The following is a 19548-nucleotide window of genomic DNA, read 5'->3' on the forward strand; positions in this document are numbered from 1 at the left end:
AAAAAAGCAGCCTGCTATCAGGGTTGATAACCGTGAACAGGGAAATCAAACTATATTTTGGCTAATTTCATTATACACATTCACAGCGTAAAGCTTACATTACTATTTTACGATAATGTTAAGGTCGTTCTCGGACACGATAATCATCACTACCGGCAATCCTTCTGCGCTCATTTTTATATGAAGTGTTTCAATGAGCTTTTCATCATCGCGGCTCGCGCACGCAGAATATCCCTGAGGGTGAGAATGCCACTCGCCGACATAGTCCACGACATGTGCCGTGAGATGTCGTGCCTTTTCCAGCGCTTGCTCCTGCCCCATCTGCCCACGAACAAAATGTGTAGGCGAAGCAACGCTATCGGATGGGGCCGGGATCACATCAACGAGAACAATGCTTCTATTTTTGAGGTCTGTAATTCCCAGAATGGCACCACCGGTTTCGTTTGGAAGCGCCAGCTTTCTGATTTCACGGAGCTTATTTACCAAACCCTGATCAACCTTCACGGTCCACTGCCCCTGGCTAACTGATATCACGGTAAAGAGAGAAATATCATGTGTACTAACAGCACCAGAATCTTCATCAGATGACCATATGCACAATCTGGCATCTTTCCTGAGCGCAGTTTGACGTAGTTGTCGGGATAAAATACCGGCATGAACGTGTATGGACTCATTTGACATACGCACAGAGATATCCCTGCAGCCACCGCCAACCCAACGATCGCCATAATGATGTTGCAAATGATGGGTTCCCCAGTCCTCATTCAGAATGGCACGATAATATTGCCCCTCCAGCGCATCGATTCGCTGTAAACGATCTTCATCCTCCATAATCATCACGCTGGACGATCCCGATGGCGTAAGAAACAGACTGACGGTCCGGGGGATATCCTCTTTTACCGCTAGAGTTCTTGGCACTTCAAAGGTTGTGCTCACATCAACAACAATGCTTGCGTCTTTCAGCGCTGAGGAAATGGCATCATCCTCATCAAGAATACTTTTGTTTATTGCAACAGGTGCAGGCTCGTGCGGATAAATTGATTCTGCCAGCGCTCTAACAACATCAGTTTTAGGGCGCCCCAAAAAAACATCGAAACCTGTATGCCGACAAAGATTATGGGGTAGAAGCTGATCCGGGTCGATTAACGTCCACGTTCCCCATCCTTCGCGTATCCATATATCTGCAAGGCAACTGCCTAAAGCACCAACTCCCGCCAGAACCCCTTTCAATGAGGCAGTCGAGGGAGCGATGGCAGACATATCTCTGGCGTATGACGCATTCAGTCCAAAACGAATTTCAGTCTGAGTCAGCGGGATAGATTCCCATTCCGTACCCCGACTCTCAGCCAGAAGAAGTTTCACACGGTGCTGGGAGCCTTGCGCATTTTTCGGCCCCAGTAAGTCCAGTGCACATGCCAGATCGTAACGTGAGGCGTTAACGTAATATCCGAGCACATCTGTTCTCTGCACGCATCCATCTTTGATACGAGGGACCATCAGTAAAATCAGTATACATTCCCCGTGATCGCTTTCTTTTTTTATCGGACCCACGAGTGACTCAAACACGGTGTCTTCTAGCGTTTGCAATAAGTCACTCCCCCAGGCCTTCAATTGCTCATGCAATTTTCCCAGCGTCTGAGGGAAGGATGAAACATTGTTTGCTTCTACGGGTGGGACGCTTATCGGGAGCAAACGAAAAGGTTTGACGCCACTCCCCTTAACCTCTGGCACGGCCTTGAGCGTGACAGGTAGCCCTTCACTCATGCACTCAAGGGTGAGTTTGTGTTTGTCAGAATTAAAGTATTCCGCGTAATTGGACGGCAAAATAAGCTGATACGGGCTCAGATAAAACAGCTGTTCCAGGGGCTGGTCATCTCTGTGAAGCTTAAGCTCCGCAGATTCTCTCAGCCACCAGAAAACTCTCTCGATGAAGCGCTGAGGTGTCCAACTCCGCTCGACCGTACTCCAGACCGTATCGTAAAGACAAAGCGTTCTGGGCCTGCCATTAAGAGATGCGTGCTGATGAGACAGGACAGGAAAGTCTTTGCGGAGTGTATGGACCAGAACAGGAATGCGATTATGTGGGTTGATTTCAATGGCCAGACGTTCTTTTCGTCGGATCCCGGCAGGGTTATTCACTGCAACGGTCCCATCACCGGCATCGACAATGACAAATTCAGCCCGTTTGTTATGCAGTTCCAACACGCGCAGTTCAACGAAGTGCATGTAAGGATGCGCCTCACACGCATCCAGTATTAAAGTCGTGTTGGGGTAAAGGTCGTCACGCCCCGATTGTTCGAGGCGCACTCCTAGTTCATAATATTCGATCATTGAACTCCCAGACCGGCGCGCGGTACTGCAGCCGCTGCTGTGCTAGCTGCTGCTGAAGCAACACCAGCCACAACACGGGCAATTGTTCCACTTTGAGTGATCTCAAACTCAATAAATTCCTTGTCTTTAAGGTCACCCGTGCAACCAAACCAGCCATCAACGTCATCTACAATCTCATCGTACTCTCGTTTCGCACGAATACAGGGCGGATCGTTTTCATCATCGAGGATTTGTTTACTGCTGGAGATAATGGTTGCACCGGCTCGGGCCTGCCCCAAGGCTTTACGGGCATCCTCATTAACTCGAGCATTTTCCCCATACTGGGACCAGCTATGGTAGGACAAGGAATGCCAGGAGCAGTGGTGCGGAGTAAGGAGGAGATCATACTGAAGTACTTCGGGCTGATCTTTATAACGTTCCCAGAGGCGCTCCCAGATAAGTACTTCTGCATCCCCCCCCATCAGTAAATGAACGGGATTTAGTGACCCAGCTTGTGGCGATAGCCTCATGTTCATCACAATGCTGGATTCGTTTTTAGAAAGAGCATCCTCAAGGTTTTCATCATCCTCATGTGGAGCCGGAGCAAGAAGCATGCCTGAGAAAAGTGAAGAGTACTCGCCATTAATACGTGAAAACGTCTCTCCTGCTTTAACCAGAATAGCCTGTAAATTATCTGTCTTGCCATCGGCGTCCTCACCCATTATCAGGATGCGGTTACCGTCAAAAGCGAAGTGGTTTGCTTGCCAGTAGCGGACGCGGCGGCGGGCTTCAGCATCAAAGGCCTGTGCATCTTTGCACAGCACATGGTTCTTGGAACGACGGCGAAAAATCAGGGGGGAAGACCATAGTTCCCTGATGATAATACGCTTTTTAGAATGATGGAGATCATCATCAGGATAATCATCGGGATGGCCTAACCAGAAGTGTTTACTCAGTCCGCCGCAATGATCCTGGTCGGGATGGCTGAGCATAAAGACGTCGACAAAAGGCCGATGCTTATTATCAAGTTTCAGTTTGTTTCGCAGTGCCTTAGCAACATCAGGTGTATCGTCCTGAGGATCATCAGCCGAAGCCCTGATGTGAGTATCAATCAGAATCGCAGTGCCACGAACATCAGCGAGACGCACTAAAGTCATATCGCCATTACCAACCTGAAAAAACGTTATCTTAGCGGTCATCGGGTTCACCCTTCTGGTCATCAGTTGATTGAGCAATAATGCAACAACTGCTAAGATACATATATAAATACGACGAGTCTAGTAATTATACGCATAATTTTTATTCTTATAATGTTGGATATCAGGAATCACAGGTCATGAGTACACATACCACCAGAACAGGCAACTGGGGCCAAGACAGAAGGCTTGAGTTCATCGATTTCCGTTTAATGTGGGAGGGACGGCTGAATCGTTCTGATATTACGGCCTTTTTCCGGATTTCTGTCCCTCAGGCTTCACTGGACCTGGCAAAATATCAGGAGAAAGCACCTGAAAATGCTTACTATGATCGTAACCAAAAGTCCTACATTGCTAACGCTAATTTCAAACCTGTTTTTGCAACGTTTGAAAGCAACCATTACCTGAACGAGTTGATAGGTCTGGAGACGGGAATCCTGTCACCATCTGAGAGTTTCATCGGATGGGTACCCCCGGTTGCGAGCCTTCCTTTGCCAACACGTAAAGTGCAGCCAGAGACTCTGATTGATTTAATTATGGCTATCAAAAACCAGCGTGCATTAGTCGTTGACTATCGTGCGATGCGTGATGAGCCGTCAATTCGAACCCTATTTCCGACGGCTTTTGCGCATGATGGTCATCGCTGGCACGTTCGCGCCTATTGTTTTAATTCGGAGACGTATAAAGATTTTGTTTTAGGCCGTTTTTTTGACATCGTTGAATCTATATCTCCATCAAGTGAGGTGCCCGTTGATACAGAATGGGAGACATTTATTGATGTTGTTATAGGGCCAAATCCTGACTTCTCCATGAATAAAAAAATGATAATTGAAAGCGATTATCAAATGGATAACGGTGAAGCGAAAATACGTATCAGGAAATCCCAGTATTTTTATCTTAAGCGTCGCCTGAATCTTAATGAAGATGGTGAGCCAGTAAACGAGAATCAGCAAATTGTATTACTGCGCATCGAAGAACCGCTTATCTCTTCTGGAGACATCGAGCATGAATGAGAATCCGGATGTCACCAAAGTCAAAAGCAATCACGGCCTGATGATTAGTGTGATCATTCTTTATCTTTTCGCGCTACTGAGCTTTTCCACCTACGCTATCGGAGCTATGTCATTAGGATGGCTACCTGAACCTTACGCACCTCTTCGAGTTCCCTTAATGTGCGGAGCGATAGCTTATACGGGAGGATGCCTCTACTGTTTTCGTGCTATATATCTCAACAAGTGTGTCAGAAAAAACTGGGACCCTGATTGGCATTTGTGGTATTTCATCCGTCCCGTCACAAGCACCATCGCGGGTGCTATCAGTTATTTATTCCTCAAGGCAGGATTGCTCATTCTGGAATCGAGCACCAACGTAGGCTCCAGTGAAATGGGATTTTTTGCCTTAGCCTTTATCGCAGGATTTAACGTTGATAAATTTGTTGCGAAAATTGAAGAGATCGCAAAAGCTGTCTGGGGCATAGATAAAACTCGAAGTTCTAATATTAACAATGGAAATATCGATAGTAGATAACTACTTCACCCGTTCTTAATTTACCCTTTCCCCCCAGATAATGCCTGACGGCAGGCATTATCTGATTTCTCTTCTTCTAAAGACACTCAGCAGGCAACAAAACAATCTGGTTTTAAAGACACTTATGACATTCGCCATCAGACCCCAACCGCAGGCCCGAAACGCCCTCTGTGGCGTTTCGGCGAAGCTTGCCGGTTTACCGATTAGCGTAGTTTAGCTGACGCCCCTACATACTGGTGACCTGTTCCCAGTTGATTGACACACGGCATTGTTAGCAAGATTCATGGTGACTCAATTATGAACGTATGCTGATCGCTCAAAGCTGCCTGTCATGCCTGCTTAAAAAACAGGTTTAGCGTAGGATATTTTCCGTTTCCCAAACGGCCCCTCTATGACCGTCACCAGCCATCTGCAGGTTGAGCCGGTTCAGCAGCCGCTCAACTTCGGGTTCTACCGGTGCGCTGACTGCTTTCGCCATGCCGGCATCGTCAGTCACACCGGGAAGTCCCTTTTTCTGGCGGCCGGCACTGGCGCGTTCCGTCAGCCAGCGTTCCGCCAGTGTTTGCCTCCCGCGCGTTCAAGACTGGTGGTGTATTTCATCAACCATATATGCATATAGCGCTGCCTTTCAGCTGCCATCTCTGTACTGATGTCGTGCAAGCGCTGATAGAATGCCTCATCGTGGCCACAGTCCATACTGTTACCCTGGTGTGCCACTTCATGCTCCGTAAGACTGAATAGCCGACTGGCGGTTCTCAGCGCATCCGTTTTCAGCCGGCGCACGATATCAATGTTATACGCGATATACGTTTCCCCATCGGTCCAGGCATCGGCTGACGTCGACTCCCCCCAGTAAAATGCTGAAACTGATGCCAGCGCCGCATAATTGGCCAGACACCACCGCAGCGCCGTCTATGCACGGCGGGTTTCGCATCGAGCGTTTTCTCACTGACCATCCGGGTACGTTCAACATACGCCTCGCTGAGTGTGGCAAAGTCAATCAGGCTCAGGGACGCGCGCCAGTCCCCACTCCAGTACCCGCGTTCATCTGGCGTGAGCTGTTCGTGGTATGTCGTGAGATTGCCCTGCATCCGCGCTAGGCATTCCATAAACTCTTCCAGCTCAAAACAGCCAAAACGTGTCAGGGTGACGGGATGAACGACCGTGGTAATACCGGCACGGGCAAGTATTTCCCCTTTCGGGACATTCCGGGGATACCTGGCCACAGTGAATACTCCGACCTCCACAGCATGTTTATCATAGCGACATTTGCGAAGAAAATGCTCCAGGGTGACGTGTTGCTTACCCGGAAGCAGCGTGATGACCTCCTCGGAATGGAACAGCTTCAGTAAATCCCCTTCCCCGGCCAGTAACGCCCGCGCGCTTTTTTCCCGGCGGAATTCCGTTTTACGGTGATTTCCCTGCGTACCGGAAAACGTCGCCGCCAGTTGGCCAAATTTCTCAGCAATGGCCTTCCAGACCGGACAGGTCTTGCGCAGGATTTCCGTTCTTGACACATTCAGCGCAATGGGTTGTTTACAGACGATAAGGCCACCTCCCCCCCCAAAGGTGCCCCGGATCATGGCGGACCAGAACCCCCTGGTTATAGACAGATACGGCACCATCTTCCCGTACCCTGTACCATGCAAATTCATCTTCGGCATCCCATTTTTCGTTTTCAGGTGGTCGACTGATAACGGCACCGTTCAGTTGAACGATAATGGGGGTGTAGCGAACCAGATCCCTGATTTCCTGAATACAGGACATGCGCTCCTGACTGCTGAGCGGTTCATACCATTCGCCGGTAATGATACATCCCTGTACTGGCTCATCACGTTCATCCACTTCATAGCTGTAACCCATCACCCGCGTATCCACAGACATTTGCCACTGCCGCGAGCACCAGACAGTGCGTGCATGTGCCATGATCTGGCCCCGGCCAAGACGGAAACGACCATACGTTGCGTCACCTTCCTTATGTGGGGTACCAAAACGGCCAAAATAGCGTTTTACGTCTTCAAATGAGGCAAACCCGTGGCCATCATCCTGGCAGGAGAACCCGTCAGGCGTAATATCAATCCTGACGCAACCAGCCCGGGCATCAACGCTGTTCATAGTCAGCTCGATGACCGCTTTGCCGATTGAGCCGGCCTGACTGTAGATAATGTGATGAATAATTTGAGGATCAAGTTCAAAAGGATATCGCATACAAAGACTCCGGATTGAGGGTGCAGGAGTCATTTTGATGAAGTGCGTGCAGGGAAAAACAAAGAACTGTGAATGCCAGCGTGAAAGTGTGGGGAACTCAGGCAAAAAAGCGGGAACCTTTGACATCAACAGGTTCCCGCTCAACGGATTATGTCAGGGAATATACTCTCCCTTAACCTAAATATGACTTAATTCAAATCTCTCGTCATCCATTATACTCATTGATATACCCACTTTATAAATGTGTTTATGATTGTTTACAGAATTTACAGAGGTCTGTATTTATGAATACATCTGACGAACTCAGGATGGCGGTTGAATGCGGGGATATCATCGGTAAAGCTGTCCGCCGCATTTATATTCGTGGGTATGAAATCAATCACGACACGCTAAAGGAATGCCTTTCCGGGCGGTTGCAGGAGGCGCAGAACGAAGGGTATGCCCCCCTCTCCAGTCTTGTTGTTTCTGCACTGAACAACCTCAACAGGAATAAGGGAAACATCTGAGTGCCTGATGCAAGGCAAAACCGACAACACGCTGAACTGAAGGAAAAAATAATGCATATTCCGGCATTCAGCATAAGGGTAAATACATATACTGATGACAGAAGAAAGACAGTGGCATTAAAAAAAACAAATAATTCAACCATTTCCTCCCCCGGGGAAATGGTTTTTTTTATGAAGCCACCATATCACTGTGATCTGAAGAGAACCTTTTCAGGGCAGATGACGTCTGTATGGCATTACGTTGCAGTTTGAAAAAGAGATAATCAAAGATGGTAAAGCGATATGGCGATCCCAGAAAAAGGCTCGCAGCTAAACAATCAGAACTTGCCAGGAATGCTAACGTACGAAATAAGCAACTTAGCTCTGTCAGTTTAAGAAGTGAAGAAAGACAGGAAAAACAATTAGTTGGTTTTATTATAACGCGTGGAATAATGCAGATACTTTCATATAACACAGATACACAAAAATGGAAGGTTGACCCTACTATTGCAACGTGTTTTTCAACTGCAACCGAAGCTTACGACGTACTTTCGAGCTTACCCAGATACGGACAAACTGCTCGAGTATGTACACTAAAAACTGATGGCAGATATTTCTGTGTCAGTTCTTTATCCCAAACCTTAATGTAACTCAATAATATCAACAGGTTGGGAATTTACTTGTAAAATCAATGCGGGCTCTCTGCCGCCCGCACCCGCAGTCTCCGCCCCTGTCAGACAGCGGAAGAACGCACCGCTGTCTGACAAGGTCGGAGGTGGATCATTCACATCCGGGTTCACTGGTGACTCTGTCAATTTCCTTCAGTACCCACAACATGTCGGTCGCATCCGGCACGCAAATATTCCACCGCAGACCCGACCGGTACTCCTGCTCTCCCGGCCACAGCGTATTGCCGGTGACCGTTATCAGGATATCCAGCGTTTTCTCATGCACATCGCTGAGGTGGACTGCCACGCAGCTGCGCCGCCCAACCCTATGAGGATACACAGACAGCAATACGGGATGCTCCAGCCGCTTAACAATCTCCCGCTGCAGCTGTCTGAGAGACGCATTGTCAGCCGTGCCGACAGACGCCGAACCGGCAGGCGGAACAGTAAAAATAACAGAGGCAATCAGTGCCTTGTCCGGTACAACCATCGGCGGCGCCATGGTCAGTTTTTTCATAGTGTCCCCTGTACAGTACCCATGCCACGTTTCTCATCAAGGCGTCGTGCTACATGAAATGCAGCCTCAAGTTCCGTGCAATTTAATTCATTCATAATGGCCCGTCTTTCAGCTTTTTCCTCTTTTTCGGTCATACCGAGCGCCAGGAAAAGACTGGGGGGAACCGCACGAAACAGAGCCTGTACTTTTCGGGACAAAATCACCCCTTCCGTATACTTTCTCGGAAGCTTTGTCGCAGACAGCAGCATCGCCTTCTGTTCATCAGTGAGCGTCTTAAATCGGGCTATCTGTTCAACTTCGTCGGGCGGCATGACGAGGCAAATCCACCACTCTGCCATGTTGAGCATTTTTTTTGCGGTGTCCGGGAAATCCTCAAGGTTCTGTGTGAACAGCCACAACCACGCGCCGAGTTTACGCCACATTTTAACAATCTTGGTCGCATAGGGCCCCAGCAGAGGGTTAGCCGTCACAATATGCGCTTCGTCGATGGGTACAATGATGTCCCGATCGCTGAACTGATCCCTCTCTGCAATATTGTTAATCGTGTTAAGCAGCGAGATAACGGCGACCGCCATCTGGGCTTCATAGCCCTCACGTGCCAGCGTCCCCAAATCCACGATCGTCACGTCAGCTTCCGGCCATTGCGTCCCCGGGCGGTTAAAGAGTTCGCCTTCGAACCCTTCAGTAAACATCCGGAGTGCTTCAGCCATCTCTTCAGCGCGCGCACGTCGCGCCGGCGTGCGTTTCTCCCGGCCATCAGCGCCGGTGCTCACATCGCGGGCGATATTCTCAAGCGCGAACATCAGGTCTTCAGGCAGCATCTGGCGTCCTTCGTCGAACGCCGTCCGGGCCGCAATCAGTATTGCCTCGCGTATCATCCCGCGGTCAGCACGGGTCATTCGTGCATCTTCCGCCGCTTCACCACCGGTGATCATCAGACGCGCCGCAATCTCCATTTCCCCCAGGATGTCACGTTCTTCATCCTTGTCCTCATCATCCTCATCGATGTCAGGGAGTGCCTCTTCGCTGGTGACAAGGGCTTCAGGTTTAACCTGCAAAAGCAGATGTGAGTCAGCAAACGGCGCCAGGGAAATCACCTTACCGGGCTTGATACTGACCCGGTGCACAGTCAGCCCAAGAGAAGAACAGTAATCACCAAACAACCCGAAGCTGTTACCGGCCTCAAGCAAAAAGATGCGGGGGCGGTAAATCGCCATCATCTGTGCCAGCTTGTCGAGCGCAGTGGCTGATTTACCGGCACCTGTCGGCCCGAACAACAGCAGATGCGCATTCTGGGTGCGATCATCTTTATTAAGGGGGTCAACGGAAAGAGGGCCACCACCACGGTTCCAGAACGTCAGACCGGGATGACCGGTGCCCGTATCACGGCCGTAAATGGGGGAAAGGCAGGCAAAATGCTGTACAAACATGAGGCGCGTATACCAGTTGTGCTTATCCATGTGAGGGTTAAAACACATCGGCAATGCACGCATGTAAGTGCTGAGCGGTCCAATATCGTGTTCCGGATTAACCGGCTCCAGCCCGCAGTTCAGCAACTTACTGCTGAGTTCAAGATACCGCTTATCAAGTGTTTCCTGATCCTGAGCCTTGATGAGCAGCGTGATGGCCGCACGATACAGCTTATGCTTGTTTCCAAGAAAACTGCGCGCTGTCGCCGCATCTTCACGGGCACGCAGGGAATCAACGTTCTCTCCCATTGAATTACGGCTCAGGCTCGCAAAATTCTCCTCCAGCTTGTCCTGGGGCTGAACCACGAGGGTCATGGCCAGAACCGTCCCTTCCGGAAGCAGGTCCATAATGGCATTCACATTATCGCCGCGTCTGACCTCCCCCGTCAGATGCCCGGTGGAAGGTGCAGTACGCAGGCGTGCGACCGGAACGGCTTTATGTGCCACATCATCAAACCACCAGATACCTTTTTCGGCATCGCTGCGCGGTCGGGTAAACCACAGGCTTTCACTGAAATCATTCAGAAGTGGCAGATCTCCCGGGGCATGATCGGCGTGTCTTGCATAACGATACAGTGTTTTCCTGTCGACCCACGCCGGAGCCGGGTTGAACCAGCGCAACAGCCAGCTGTGGATTTGCTCGCCGTTCTGCTTTTCGCACCGGATACGCAACGTATCCTGCGCAGTATCACCTTCCACACCCAGTGCCTTGAGATCTTCTGGTGTCAGGTCCTTCAGGGCAGCATTTGTATTATTTGAAACGCCTTCACCCTGAGTCCTGCTGTCAGAACAGGATTTAATGCCAGTGACCAGGGCTCCAGTGATGACGACAGGGACAACAATTTTAACAATCAGGTTTGAAGCAGGTTTTTTCATTGATGTGCTCCCTGGTTGCTCCGCTGACTTCCCTTGCCTGTTTCGGTTGCGGGTAAAGGGGGTTCTGCAATAAAGGCACCTTCTGGACGCCCTGTCGTGACCAGATACAGAACCGTCGTGTCTTCCGGCGTACCGGCACGCCCCAGCCAGCGGTGCTGGAAAGTCGCCGTCGTGAACTGACCTGCAAGCACTCTCGGGTCAAGAATCACTTTTCCTGCTGACCGGTTACGGACCTGCAGCGCGATAACGCTGCTGCCCTGCAGACGCCAGGCGGCCATCGGCGTGACACTCACGGGCTCAGAGGGCATAAGCGTGGTGATCCTGGAGGGAAGTTTCAGGGATATCTGCTGGAAGCTAGCCGGGGTTTATCCGGCATTGACGAAATCAAACAGCTTTTCGGTGCAAAGACCCTGACCATCAACACCGGTGCGGACAGTGCCGCCGGGAAACTGACATTTAACATTGACGGGCTGGCGAAAACCATCGCACCGCTTCGTGACGCCTGCCACTGGGCGGGGGAATAAAAATGGCAATGGACTTACGTAACCCGGATACCTGGATTTCACACCTGCTGGAAAATCTGCCGGAAGATAAACTGGCCTCCGCGCTGAAAGATGATAACCCTGACTGGGAATATATCGACGGCGAAATGCTTAAACTTGGCTCACTGGCGCACAGCCAGCTGAATATCCCGGAAATTCAGCGCCAGGGATTAGTGCTTCTGGCATCGGAAAGCAAAGATTTTCGCCTGCTGGCTCACCTGTTACGCACGCTGCAACACGCCGGTGATCCGCTGCTGGCGTTACGTTTACTGACGTTGTATGCGGAACATTACTGGACGCAGGCCGCACCGCAAAATGCCGTACATAAACAGCGCTTTGCTGCTCAGGTTATCAAGCGCTTTGAAGCCGGAGTGGAGAGTTTCGCAGAGAATGCAGACACCACGCAGCGCGACAGCCTGCTGGCGGAGCTGGCAAAACTGGCACAGCGCTGGCAGGAGCATAATGTTCCGGTGTTGGCACAGGCCGTGGATGACCTCTCATCGCAGTATCGCCGGGCATTTCACAGGGCAGCCCCTGTGCAGCCTGCGCCGCCATCCATCGATTCGCCTGCGCTCACTGTCCCTACGACCGTTCCGGCATCGGTGACAGCGTCTGCCATTGCTGCTGTCCCGACCGTCGATATTGAAAGTCACGATGACAAGTCCTGGCGCGATACGCTGCTGAAAGTCGCCGCCATTCTCTGTGAGCGCCAGCCGGATTCGCCGCTGGGTTACCGCCTGCGGCGCCATGCATTATGGCAGGCCATTACATCCGTACCCCTGGCAGAAAGCGACGGGCGGACACCGCTGGCGGCAGTGCCTGCTGATATGACCGCCGATTATCAGACCCGACTGAACAATGCCGATCTGGCGCTCTGGCAGCAGGTGGAAAAAAGCCTGCTTCTGGCCCCGTACTGGCTCGATGGCCATTACCTATCAGCGCAGGCCGCGCAACGCCTGGGTTACACCAGCGTAGCAGAAGCCATCCGGGATGAAGTGGCCCGTTTTCTCGCCCGCCTGCCGCAACTTACCGCCCTGCTGTTTAATGATCGCACACCATTTATGAACGAGCAGACAAAACAGTGGCTGGCGACCTCTCCGGACAGTCAGAAAGCCCCAATTGTGCGGACCGACGAAGATACAGAAGTTGCCCGCCAGTGTTTCAGCGAGCAGGGACTGGAAGCCGCGCTGCAATACCTGGAAAAGCTGCCGGAAGGCGATCCGCGCGATCAGTTTCTCCGGCAGTATCTTGGCGCGCAACTGATGGAAGACGCCGGAATGGTGCAGCTTGCACAGCAGCAGTATCTGGTTATTGGTCCATCCGGAAGTGGCAAATCGTCGCTGCTGCGCGAAGGTTTTCCATCCGACATTATTTACGCCCCAGAGGCCGTGCGGGGAGTGGAGCTGCGCAGGTATGTTATTCCCCACGTAGGAAAACAGGCGGTCATTTTTGATGCAGACGGCCTCCTCTTTGAGCAACCGGAGGCGAATGTGCTGCACCGTCGCCTGTGGACAACGATGCTGGACTGGCTGGTACAAAAACGCGCCAGACAGCCGCTGAACGGCCTGATACTGACGCTGGATCTGCCCGATCTTCTGACTGCCGACAAACGACGCCGGGAGCACCTGTTGCATATCCTGCGCGGACGTTTACAGGATATACGCCAGCACCTTCACTGCCAGTTACCTGTGTATGTGGTGCTGACCCGGCTGGATTTACTGCACGGTTTCGCCGCGCTGTTTCAGTCTCTGGACAGGAACGATCGCGATGCCATTCTTGGCGTCACCTTTACCCGCCATGCCCATGAAAATGATGACTGGCGCGCAGAGCTGAATGCATTCTGGCAGACCTGGGGCGAACAGCTCAATAACGCCCTGCCGGAGCGGATGCTAACCCCCGGTTCCCGCAGTTCCCTGTTCAGCTTTGTCCGCCAGATACAGGGGGGCCGCGAGCCGCTGGTATCCCTGCTGAACGGACTGCTGGACGGAGAAAATATGGACGTCATGCTGCGCGGCGTGTACTTCACCTCCTCCCTGCAACGCGGCCAGATAGACGATATTTTTATGCAGTCTGCCGCCCGTCAGTTCCGCCTGGGCAACAGCCCGATGACGGCCTGGCCCCTGGTAGACACGGCCCCCTATTTTACCCGAAACCTGTTTCCACAGACCTTACTGGCAGAGCCTAACCTCGCGGGTGAAAGCCGCGTCTGGCTGATGCAGTCTCGCCGACGGTTATCGGTGTTTTCCGTCACCGGGGGCATCGCCGCGCTGCTGCTGATTATGGGCTGGCATCACTATTACAATAACAACTGGCGTTCCGGCATCACCGTACTGGAGCAGGCCAAAGCCTTTATGTCTGTTCCGCCACCGCAGGGTATGGACGATTACGGCAACCTGCAACTACCGTTACTCAACCCGGTACGTGACGCCACGCTGGCCTACGGTGACTGGGGCGATCGCAGCCGCCTGGCCGATATGGGATTATATCAGGGCAGGCGTGTCGGCCCGTATGTAGAGCAGACCTACCTGCAACTACTGGAGCAGCGTTATCTGCCTGCCCTGTTTAATGGCCTTGTCAAAGAGATGAACACCGCGCCGCCGGAGAGTGAGGAAAAGCTCGCGGTGCTGCGCGTCATCAGAATGCTGGAGGATAAAAGCGGACGCAGCAACGAGGTGGTGAAACAGTACATGGCCAAACGCTGGAGCGATAAGTTCCATGGCCAGCGCGATCTCCAGGTGCAGCTTATGTCTCATCTGGACTACGCCCTGCAACATACTGACTGGCACGCGGAACGTCAGGCGGGCGACAGCGACGCCATCAGCCGCTGGACACCTTATGACAGTCCGGTGCTGGCGGCCCAGAAAGAACTCAGCAAACTGCCTGTCTACCAGCGTGTTTACCAAAGTCTGAAAACACGTGCGCTCGGCGTGCTACCCGCCGATCTGAACCTGCGTGACCAGGTAGGCGCCACGTTTGATCAGGTGTTTACCTCCGGGGATGATAATAAACTTATTGTTCCGCAGTTCCTCACCCGTTACGGCCTGCAAAGTTATTTTGTCAAACAGCGCGATGCGCTGGTTGAACTGACGGCGATGGATTCCTGGGTACTGAACCTGACCCACAGCGTGAAATACAGCGAGGCAGACCGGGCAGAGATTCAGCGCCAGCTCACCGAACAGTATCTCAGCGACTATACCGCCACCTGGCGCGCCGGGATGGATAATCTCAACGTGCGTAATTATGAATCTGTTGCGGAGCTGACCGGGGCGCTGGAGCAAATTATCAGCGGCGATCAGCCGCTCCAGCGGGCGCTGACGGCACTACGCGACAATACGCAGCCCGCCGTACTCTCTGAAAAACTGGATGACAGCGCGCTTAAGGAAGCCATGGCAGAGCCAGATTATCAGTTACTGACCCGCCTGGGACATGAGTTTTCCCCGGAGAACAGCACGCTGGCGGTACAGAAAGACAAAGAAAACACCATGCAGGCAGTCTATCAACAGCTGACGGAACTGCACCGTTACCTGCTGGCGATCCAGAACGCGCCAGTACCAGGAAAATCAGCGCTGAAGGCAGTGCAGCTACGGCTGGATCAAAACAGCAGCGAGACGGGGATAACAGCGTCATCATTCGCGAGGATGTCCGCAGGCAACTGGAGACCGCGCAGGAGATCCGCGAGGCGTTTTTCAGCCGCCAGAATGGGCTGGGTGCCCAGTTTGCCGTGGAAACCGTATCGCTTTCCGGCAATAAACGGCGCAGCGTACTCAACCTTGACGGTCAGTTAGTGGACTACAGCCAGGGCCGCAATTATACCGCGCATCTGGTTTGGCCAAATAACATGCGTGAGGGTAATGAAAGCAAGCTGACGCTGATTGGCACCAGCGGCAAAACGCCGCGCAGCCTCGGCTTCAGTGGACCGTGGGCACAGTTCAGGTTGTTTGGCGCAGGGCAACTCACCGGCGTACAGAATGGCACATTCAGCGTGCGCTTTAACGTGGACGGCGGCGCAATGGTGTACCGGGTGCATACGGACACGGAAGATAACCCGTTCACCGGCGGGCTGTTCAGCCAGTTCCGGCTGCCGGATACCCTGTACTAAGGAGGCTGAAATGAGCCAGGACATACTCACACAAATTATTGTTTCCGGCAGCGATCCTCGCGGCCTGCCGGAATTCAGCGCCCTGCGGGAAGAGATCAATAAATCCTCTCACCCGTCGCAACCGGATCTGAACTGGAAACTGGTGGAATCACTGGCACTGGCGATCTTTAAAGCCAACGGCGTGGATCTGCACACGGCTACCTATTACACCCTGGCACGCACGCGCACACACGGGCTGGCCGGATTTTGCGAAGGGGTGGAGCTACTGGCGGCAATGATAAGCCACGACTGGGATAAATTCTGGCCGCAGGATGAATCAGCCCGTACCGGGATGCTTGACTGGCTCAATACCCGGACAGGTAATATCCTGCGCCAGCAACTGTCCTTTTCAGACGCTGACCTGCCGTTGCTGTACCGGACTGAGCGCGCATTGCAGTTGATTTGCGACAAACTCCAGCAGGTGGAACTGAAACGCCAGCCGCATGTAGAAAACCTGCTTTATTTTGTACAGAACACGCGTAAACGACTTGAACCACAGCCGAAAAGCAGTGTGGGTACTCCGTCACAGGCCACCGTCAGAACGTTAATCTATGCGCCGGAGAGCACACGGCCCGTCACGGAGGAAAACCGTCTCCCCCTGCCCGAGCTGCCGGAAATGAAGGTGGAAGTCCACCACGGCACCACAGAGAATACAGCATCAGCCGCAAGCGCCGCATCAGGCCGGAACTGTAAAGGCTTTATGGCAGGAGTTGCCTGTACAACGGCTGTCGCTGCCGCACTCTGGTGGTGGCAGGTATACCCGATGCAACAACAACTGGCACAGGTCAAGGATACGGCGCAGGGCGCGGCAACGATCTGGCTGGCGTCACCTGAACTGAAGAGTTACGGGCAACGGCTGCAACAGCTTCCTGACGCCTCGCCGCTGCAACTGCTGGAAACAGGTATGCAGATGATGCGAACCGCAGACAGCCGCTGGCCGGAGAGTCTGCAACAGCAGCAGGCAACAACGCAGTGGAATGAAATCCTGAAAACCCGCGCGCAAAGCAGCCCACAAATGCGTGGCTTGCAGCAGGCACGCCAGAATTTGCGCGACTTTGCCGACCTGATGATGCAGCGGGAGACAGAGAAACAGGGCTTTACCCTCTCCTATATCAAAACCGTCACCTGGCAGGCAGAGCGTTTACTGAATCAGGAAACGCCGCTGGAATCCCTGCTGACACAGTACCAGGACGCCAGGGTACAAGGACGGAATACGGAAGCGCTGGGAAAACAAATTAACGAACAGCTGAATGGCGCATTAAGCCGCTGGCTGCTGCTGAAAAACAATATAGTGCCGGAAGCGGCAACTAATTCAAAACCCTAAAATAATAGTTAAACCAAGGAGATTAACATGGCCAATTTAATTTATTTAACACTGAACGGTGATAAGCAAGGATTGATTTCAGCAGGTTGCTGTTCCCTTGACTCTATCGGTAATAAAGCACAGTTACAGCACCTTGATCATATTATGGTATACGAACTGACACATGGGTTAAGTCGGGATCAAAATGTCAATCATCATTCAGTTACGATAAAAAAACCTGTCGATAAATCATCTCCTTTGCTGGGAAAAGCGATTAACGATAATGAAATACTGTCCTGCGTTTTTGATTTTTACCGGACAAATAGATTTGGTATTAATGAAAAATATTACAAGCTGGAATTAACGAATGCCCGAATTAGTGATATTAACCTCTCGATTGCCCATGTAATAACTGACAGTGAAGCACAACCCCAGGAAAGTATTTCTTTTATATATGAATCAATCAACTGGGAGCACTGTATTGCCGGGACCAGCGCATACAGTTTATGGAATGAGAGGGTTTTCTAGTAAAAAATATACCAATGAATAGAGGGCTTCACATGGTAAAGCGCACAGCAGCGGCACACAAAGGCATCCCGATAACAGAAAATCCGAGGAAAAGACCTCAGGTAAATAATCGGACAACAGGGAAAGTCTCTGGACAACCGCCCAAGAAACTCAGTTCCCTTGAGGAGTGGAAGTCCGGGCGAGAAAAAGCAATTGGCAATCCTGACTGGTATATTTATGATAATACAATCAGGAAGCTTGTATCTGAGATTAATCAGCATTTATCTATGTCGAAAAACATCGAACAGTACAAACCGCTGGACTGGAAATTGATTAAGGCGATGATATGGACTGAAACAGGTGCGACTTCACCCGCATGGAAAACAAGAACTATGCAGATAGGAAATACCAAGGATAAAGGAATCCTCGAGGTGACGGTTCCTGCTCGCCCGAGAAAATACAATATTATAGTCCCGAAAAATTGGGACAAATACTTAAAAAACAAATCTGATATGATAAAAAGTAATCCTGAATATAATATTCGCGCTGGCATTGCTCTTTTAATGATAAAAATGTCAGAAACGGAAAAAGATAAAACGGTATATGACGATGAAAAAGAATATACCTATGAAATTGTTAAGGGCGATCGTGGCTATAGTACTATAGCGACGAAAATAGGTACAACACAGGGTGTTCTTACTACACTGAATGGCGTTAAAGTCATTCATCCCGGAGATAAACTTAAATATAAGAAAGCGCATCTGGAACAGTATATACCTGGATGGAAATTGTTTACTCCTCAAAATATTCAAATACAATACAATGGAGATCCAAAGAGAGCAACAACCAGTAACCCTGGAGATATAAATTATGCAGATAAAATTCAATACATTTATGACCTTATCATTGCTGATGAGATCAAAAATAGATAATTCATTTAAGGAGTGAAAATGAAAACAAACAAATATTTATTTTTAATATTATTGTTATTGTGTAATATTACCAATGCACATGATATAAAAGTATCCGATTGTTCATATGACCAATTAATACAACAAGATAGAGTTTATTGGTGTCTTATGGACAAATATCAGCAGAGCGTTTTGGCTTTAAAACATGAGGAAGACAGCGCAGAAAAAAGGCTAAAGAAATATGATACCGAAGGAGAAAGAGGGATTAATGAAGATGGCTCTACTGATTACGAACCTTATATTCACATAGCAAGAATAACATTCCCGGAACTGCATCGCTCATTTATTCTTTATCGCGAAAAACAATGTAAGTACGCCTCACAACGTGATGGAGCGCGTCCTGGCTATCGCTCCTCAATTTCGTCACTATATTGTAAAACCAGTATGAATTTATCACAAATACAATGGATTAAAAACACCATCTAGGATGACACCATGAATAACAAGTATTTATTCAAAATTATTTTAATGACATTATTTACCTTACACTCCGGTTTACTATTTGCGGTGGATAAAGTTATTATAGAAAAAATGCCACAAGATCTTCAGGATTTTTTTGAAAGTGCTGAGGCTTGCGAGGGTTGGATAAGTGATTTTGACCCACGCTTAGAAAAAACAACTTACAATATTGTTGAAAGTGTTATTAAAGAAAGTTGCTCAGATATTGAACATAAACTATCCGCAATGAAAAACAAATACAAGAATAACAAAGATTACTCAGCAAGACTAACGGTATATGATGATACAATCATCATATATGACGAGTATAAAAAGACGAGAATGAAAAATAAAAATAATTAGTAAATTCATAGTTATTATTTAATAAGTTAA

The 19548-nt window shown here is 50.3% G+C and carries 13 protein-coding genes and 5 pseudogenes; 11 read left to right on the top strand and 7 right to left on the bottom strand.

From position 1 onward, the window contains the following. Positions 1 to 102: 102 nt before the first annotated feature. A complete protein-coding gene (locus N1249_RS18655; RefSeq protein ID WP_259831961.1) occupies positions 103 to 2331 on the bottom strand; it encodes a ThiF family adenylyltransferase in 2229 nt (742 codons plus the stop codon). Next, positions 2328 to 3509 (bottom strand): metallohydrolase, encoded by a 1182-nt coding sequence (locus N1249_RS18660; RefSeq protein WP_259831962.1) that lies wholly within the window; start codon positions 3507 to 3509, stop codon positions 2328 to 2330. Before N1249_RS18660 ends, N1249_RS18655 begins: the two co-directional genes overlap by 4 nt. A gap of 137 nt (positions 3510 to 3646) precedes the next feature. On the opposite strand from N1249_RS18660, the gene N1249_RS18665 reads away from it, so the two are divergent. After that, on the top strand, positions 3647 to 4519 hold the full coding sequence (locus N1249_RS18665; protein WP_259831963.1) for a WYL domain-containing protein: 873 nt from the start codon (positions 3647 to 3649) through the stop codon (positions 4517 to 4519). Beyond that, a complete protein-coding gene (locus N1249_RS18670) occupies positions 4512 to 5033 on the top strand; it encodes a hypothetical protein (protein ID WP_259831964.1) in 522 nt (173 codons plus the stop codon). Before N1249_RS18665 ends, N1249_RS18670 begins: the two co-directional genes overlap by 8 nt. 770 nt (positions 5034 to 5803) lie before the next feature. Here the strand turns inward: N1249_RS18670 and N1249_RS23290 are convergent. Continuing rightward, on the bottom strand, positions 5804 to 6550 hold the full coding sequence (locus tag N1249_RS23290) for a hypothetical protein (RefSeq protein WP_409193149.1): 747 nt from the start codon (positions 6548 to 6550) through the stop codon (positions 5804 to 5806). Positions 6551 to 6569: 19 nt separating this feature from the next. Then, positions 6570 to 7241, bottom strand: a complete 672-nt coding sequence (locus N1249_RS23295) for an ATP-binding protein (protein ID WP_409193150.1) — start codon at positions 7239 to 7241, stop codon at positions 6570 to 6572. A 284-nt stretch (positions 7242 to 7525) separates the two neighbouring features. On the opposite strand from N1249_RS23295, the gene N1249_RS18680 reads away from it, so the two are divergent. Then, on the top strand, positions 7526 to 7747 hold the full coding sequence (locus N1249_RS18680; RefSeq protein WP_259831965.1) for a hypothetical protein: 222 nt from the start codon (positions 7526 to 7528) through the stop codon (positions 7745 to 7747). A gap of 759 nt (positions 7748 to 8506) precedes the next feature. On the opposite strand, the gene N1249_RS18685 is transcribed toward N1249_RS18680, so the two are convergent. From N1249_RS18685 to N1249_RS18695, 3 genes and pseudogenes are all read right to left on the bottom strand, one after another. Continuing rightward, positions 8507 to 8911 (bottom strand): hypothetical protein, encoded by a 405-nt coding sequence (locus N1249_RS18685; protein ID WP_259831966.1) that lies wholly within the window; start codon positions 8909 to 8911, stop codon positions 8507 to 8509. After that, positions 8908 to 11046, bottom strand: a pseudogene (locus tag N1249_RS18690) (conjugative transfer ATPase); the annotation flags it as partial. The gene N1249_RS18685 and the pseudogene N1249_RS18690, both read right to left, overlap by 4 nt. A 206-nt stretch (positions 11047 to 11252) precedes the next feature. Then, positions 11253 to 11600: pseudogene (locus N1249_RS18695) on the bottom strand (DUF3438 family protein); the annotation flags it as partial. Between N1249_RS18695 and N1249_RS18700 the strand changes: the two are divergent. From N1249_RS18700 to N1249_RS18735, 8 genes and pseudogenes are all read left to right on the top strand, one after another. Next, positions 11595 to 11780: pseudogene (locus N1249_RS18700) on the top strand (type VI secretion system-associated protein TagO); the annotation flags it as partial. The pseudogenes N1249_RS18695 and N1249_RS18700 overlap by 6 nt on opposite strands. Beyond that, positions 11752 to 13111 (top strand): annotated as a pseudogene (tssA, locus tag N1249_RS18705) (type VI secretion system protein TssA); the annotation flags it as partial. The pseudogenes N1249_RS18700 and tssA, both read left to right, overlap by 29 nt. Continuing rightward, a pseudogene (gene tssM / locus N1249_RS18710) lies at positions 13103 to 15897 on the top strand (type VI secretion system membrane subunit TssM). The pseudogenes tssA and tssM, both read left to right, overlap by 9 nt. A gap of 10 nt (positions 15898 to 15907) precedes the next feature. Further along, positions 15908 to 17260 carry a VasL domain-containing protein gene (locus N1249_RS18715; RefSeq protein WP_259831967.1) on the top strand — a complete coding sequence of 451 codons (1353 nt, stop codon included), beginning with the start codon at positions 15908 to 15910 and terminating at the stop codon, positions 17258 to 17260. A gap of 27 nt (positions 17261 to 17287) precedes the next feature. Next, the gene (locus N1249_RS18720) at positions 17288 to 17767 is read left to right on the top strand and encodes an Hcp family type VI secretion system effector (RefSeq protein ID WP_259831968.1); all 480 of its coding nucleotides are present in this window, start codon (positions 17288 to 17290) and stop codon (positions 17765 to 17767) included. Between the two features lie 32 nt (positions 17768 to 17799). Next, positions 17800 to 18678 (top strand): LysM peptidoglycan-binding domain-containing protein, encoded by an 879-nt coding sequence (locus tag N1249_RS18725; RefSeq protein WP_259831969.1) that lies wholly within the window; start codon positions 17800 to 17802, stop codon positions 18676 to 18678. A gap of 18 nt (positions 18679 to 18696) precedes the next feature. Then, positions 18697 to 19143 (top strand): hypothetical protein, encoded by a 447-nt coding sequence (locus N1249_RS18730; RefSeq protein WP_259831970.1) that lies wholly within the window; start codon positions 18697 to 18699, stop codon positions 19141 to 19143. 9 nt (positions 19144 to 19152) lie between these two features. Then, positions 19153 to 19518 carry a hypothetical protein gene (locus N1249_RS18735; protein WP_259831971.1) on the top strand — a complete coding sequence of 122 codons (366 nt, stop codon included), beginning with the start codon at positions 19153 to 19155 and terminating at the stop codon, positions 19516 to 19518. Positions 19519 to 19548 lie beyond the last annotated feature (30 nt).

Source organism: Enterobacter sp. CP102 (genome assembly GCF_025152625.1).
Lineage (GTDB): Bacteria > Pseudomonadota > Gammaproteobacteria > Enterobacterales > Enterobacteriaceae > Enterobacter > Enterobacter soli.

What these genes read in the sequence shown, in the direction of transcription:
- N1249_RS18655 (WP_259831961.1), bottom strand. Translation starts at nt 2,331, where the DNA reads ATGATCGAATATTATGAACTAGGAGTGCGCCTCGAACAATCGGGGCGT.
- N1249_RS18660 (WP_259831962.1), bottom strand. Translation starts at nt 3,509, where the DNA reads ATGACCGCTAAGATAACGTTTTTTCAGGTTGGTAATGGCGATATGACT.
- N1249_RS18665 (WP_259831963.1), top strand. Translation starts at nt 3,647, where the DNA reads ATGAGTACACATACCACCAGAACAGGCAACTGGGGCCAAGACAGAAGG.
- N1249_RS18670 (WP_259831964.1), top strand. Translation starts at nt 4,512, where the DNA reads ATGAATGAGAATCCGGATGTCACCAAAGTCAAAAGCAATCACGGCCTG.
- N1249_RS23295 (WP_409193150.1), bottom strand. Translation starts at nt 7,241, where the DNA reads ATGCGATATCCTTTTGAACTTGATCCTCAAATTATTCATCACATTATC.
- N1249_RS18680 (WP_259831965.1), top strand. Translation starts at nt 7,526, where the DNA reads ATGAATACATCTGACGAACTCAGGATGGCGGTTGAATGCGGGGATATC.
- N1249_RS18685 (WP_259831966.1), bottom strand. Translation starts at nt 8,911, where the DNA reads ATGAAAAAACTGACCATGGCGCCGCCGATGGTTGTACCGGACAAGGCA.
- N1249_RS18715 (WP_259831967.1), top strand. Translation starts at nt 15,908, where the DNA reads ATGAGCCAGGACATACTCACACAAATTATTGTTTCCGGCAGCGATCCT.
- N1249_RS18720 (WP_259831968.1), top strand. Translation starts at nt 17,288, where the DNA reads ATGGCCAATTTAATTTATTTAACACTGAACGGTGATAAGCAAGGATTG.
- N1249_RS18725 (WP_259831969.1), top strand. Translation starts at nt 17,800, where the DNA reads ATGGTAAAGCGCACAGCAGCGGCACACAAAGGCATCCCGATAACAGAA.
- N1249_RS18730 (WP_259831970.1), top strand. Translation starts at nt 18,697, where the DNA reads ATGAAAACAAACAAATATTTATTTTTAATATTATTGTTATTGTGTAAT.
- N1249_RS18735 (WP_259831971.1), top strand. Translation starts at nt 19,153, where the DNA reads ATGAATAACAAGTATTTATTCAAAATTATTTTAATGACATTATTTACC.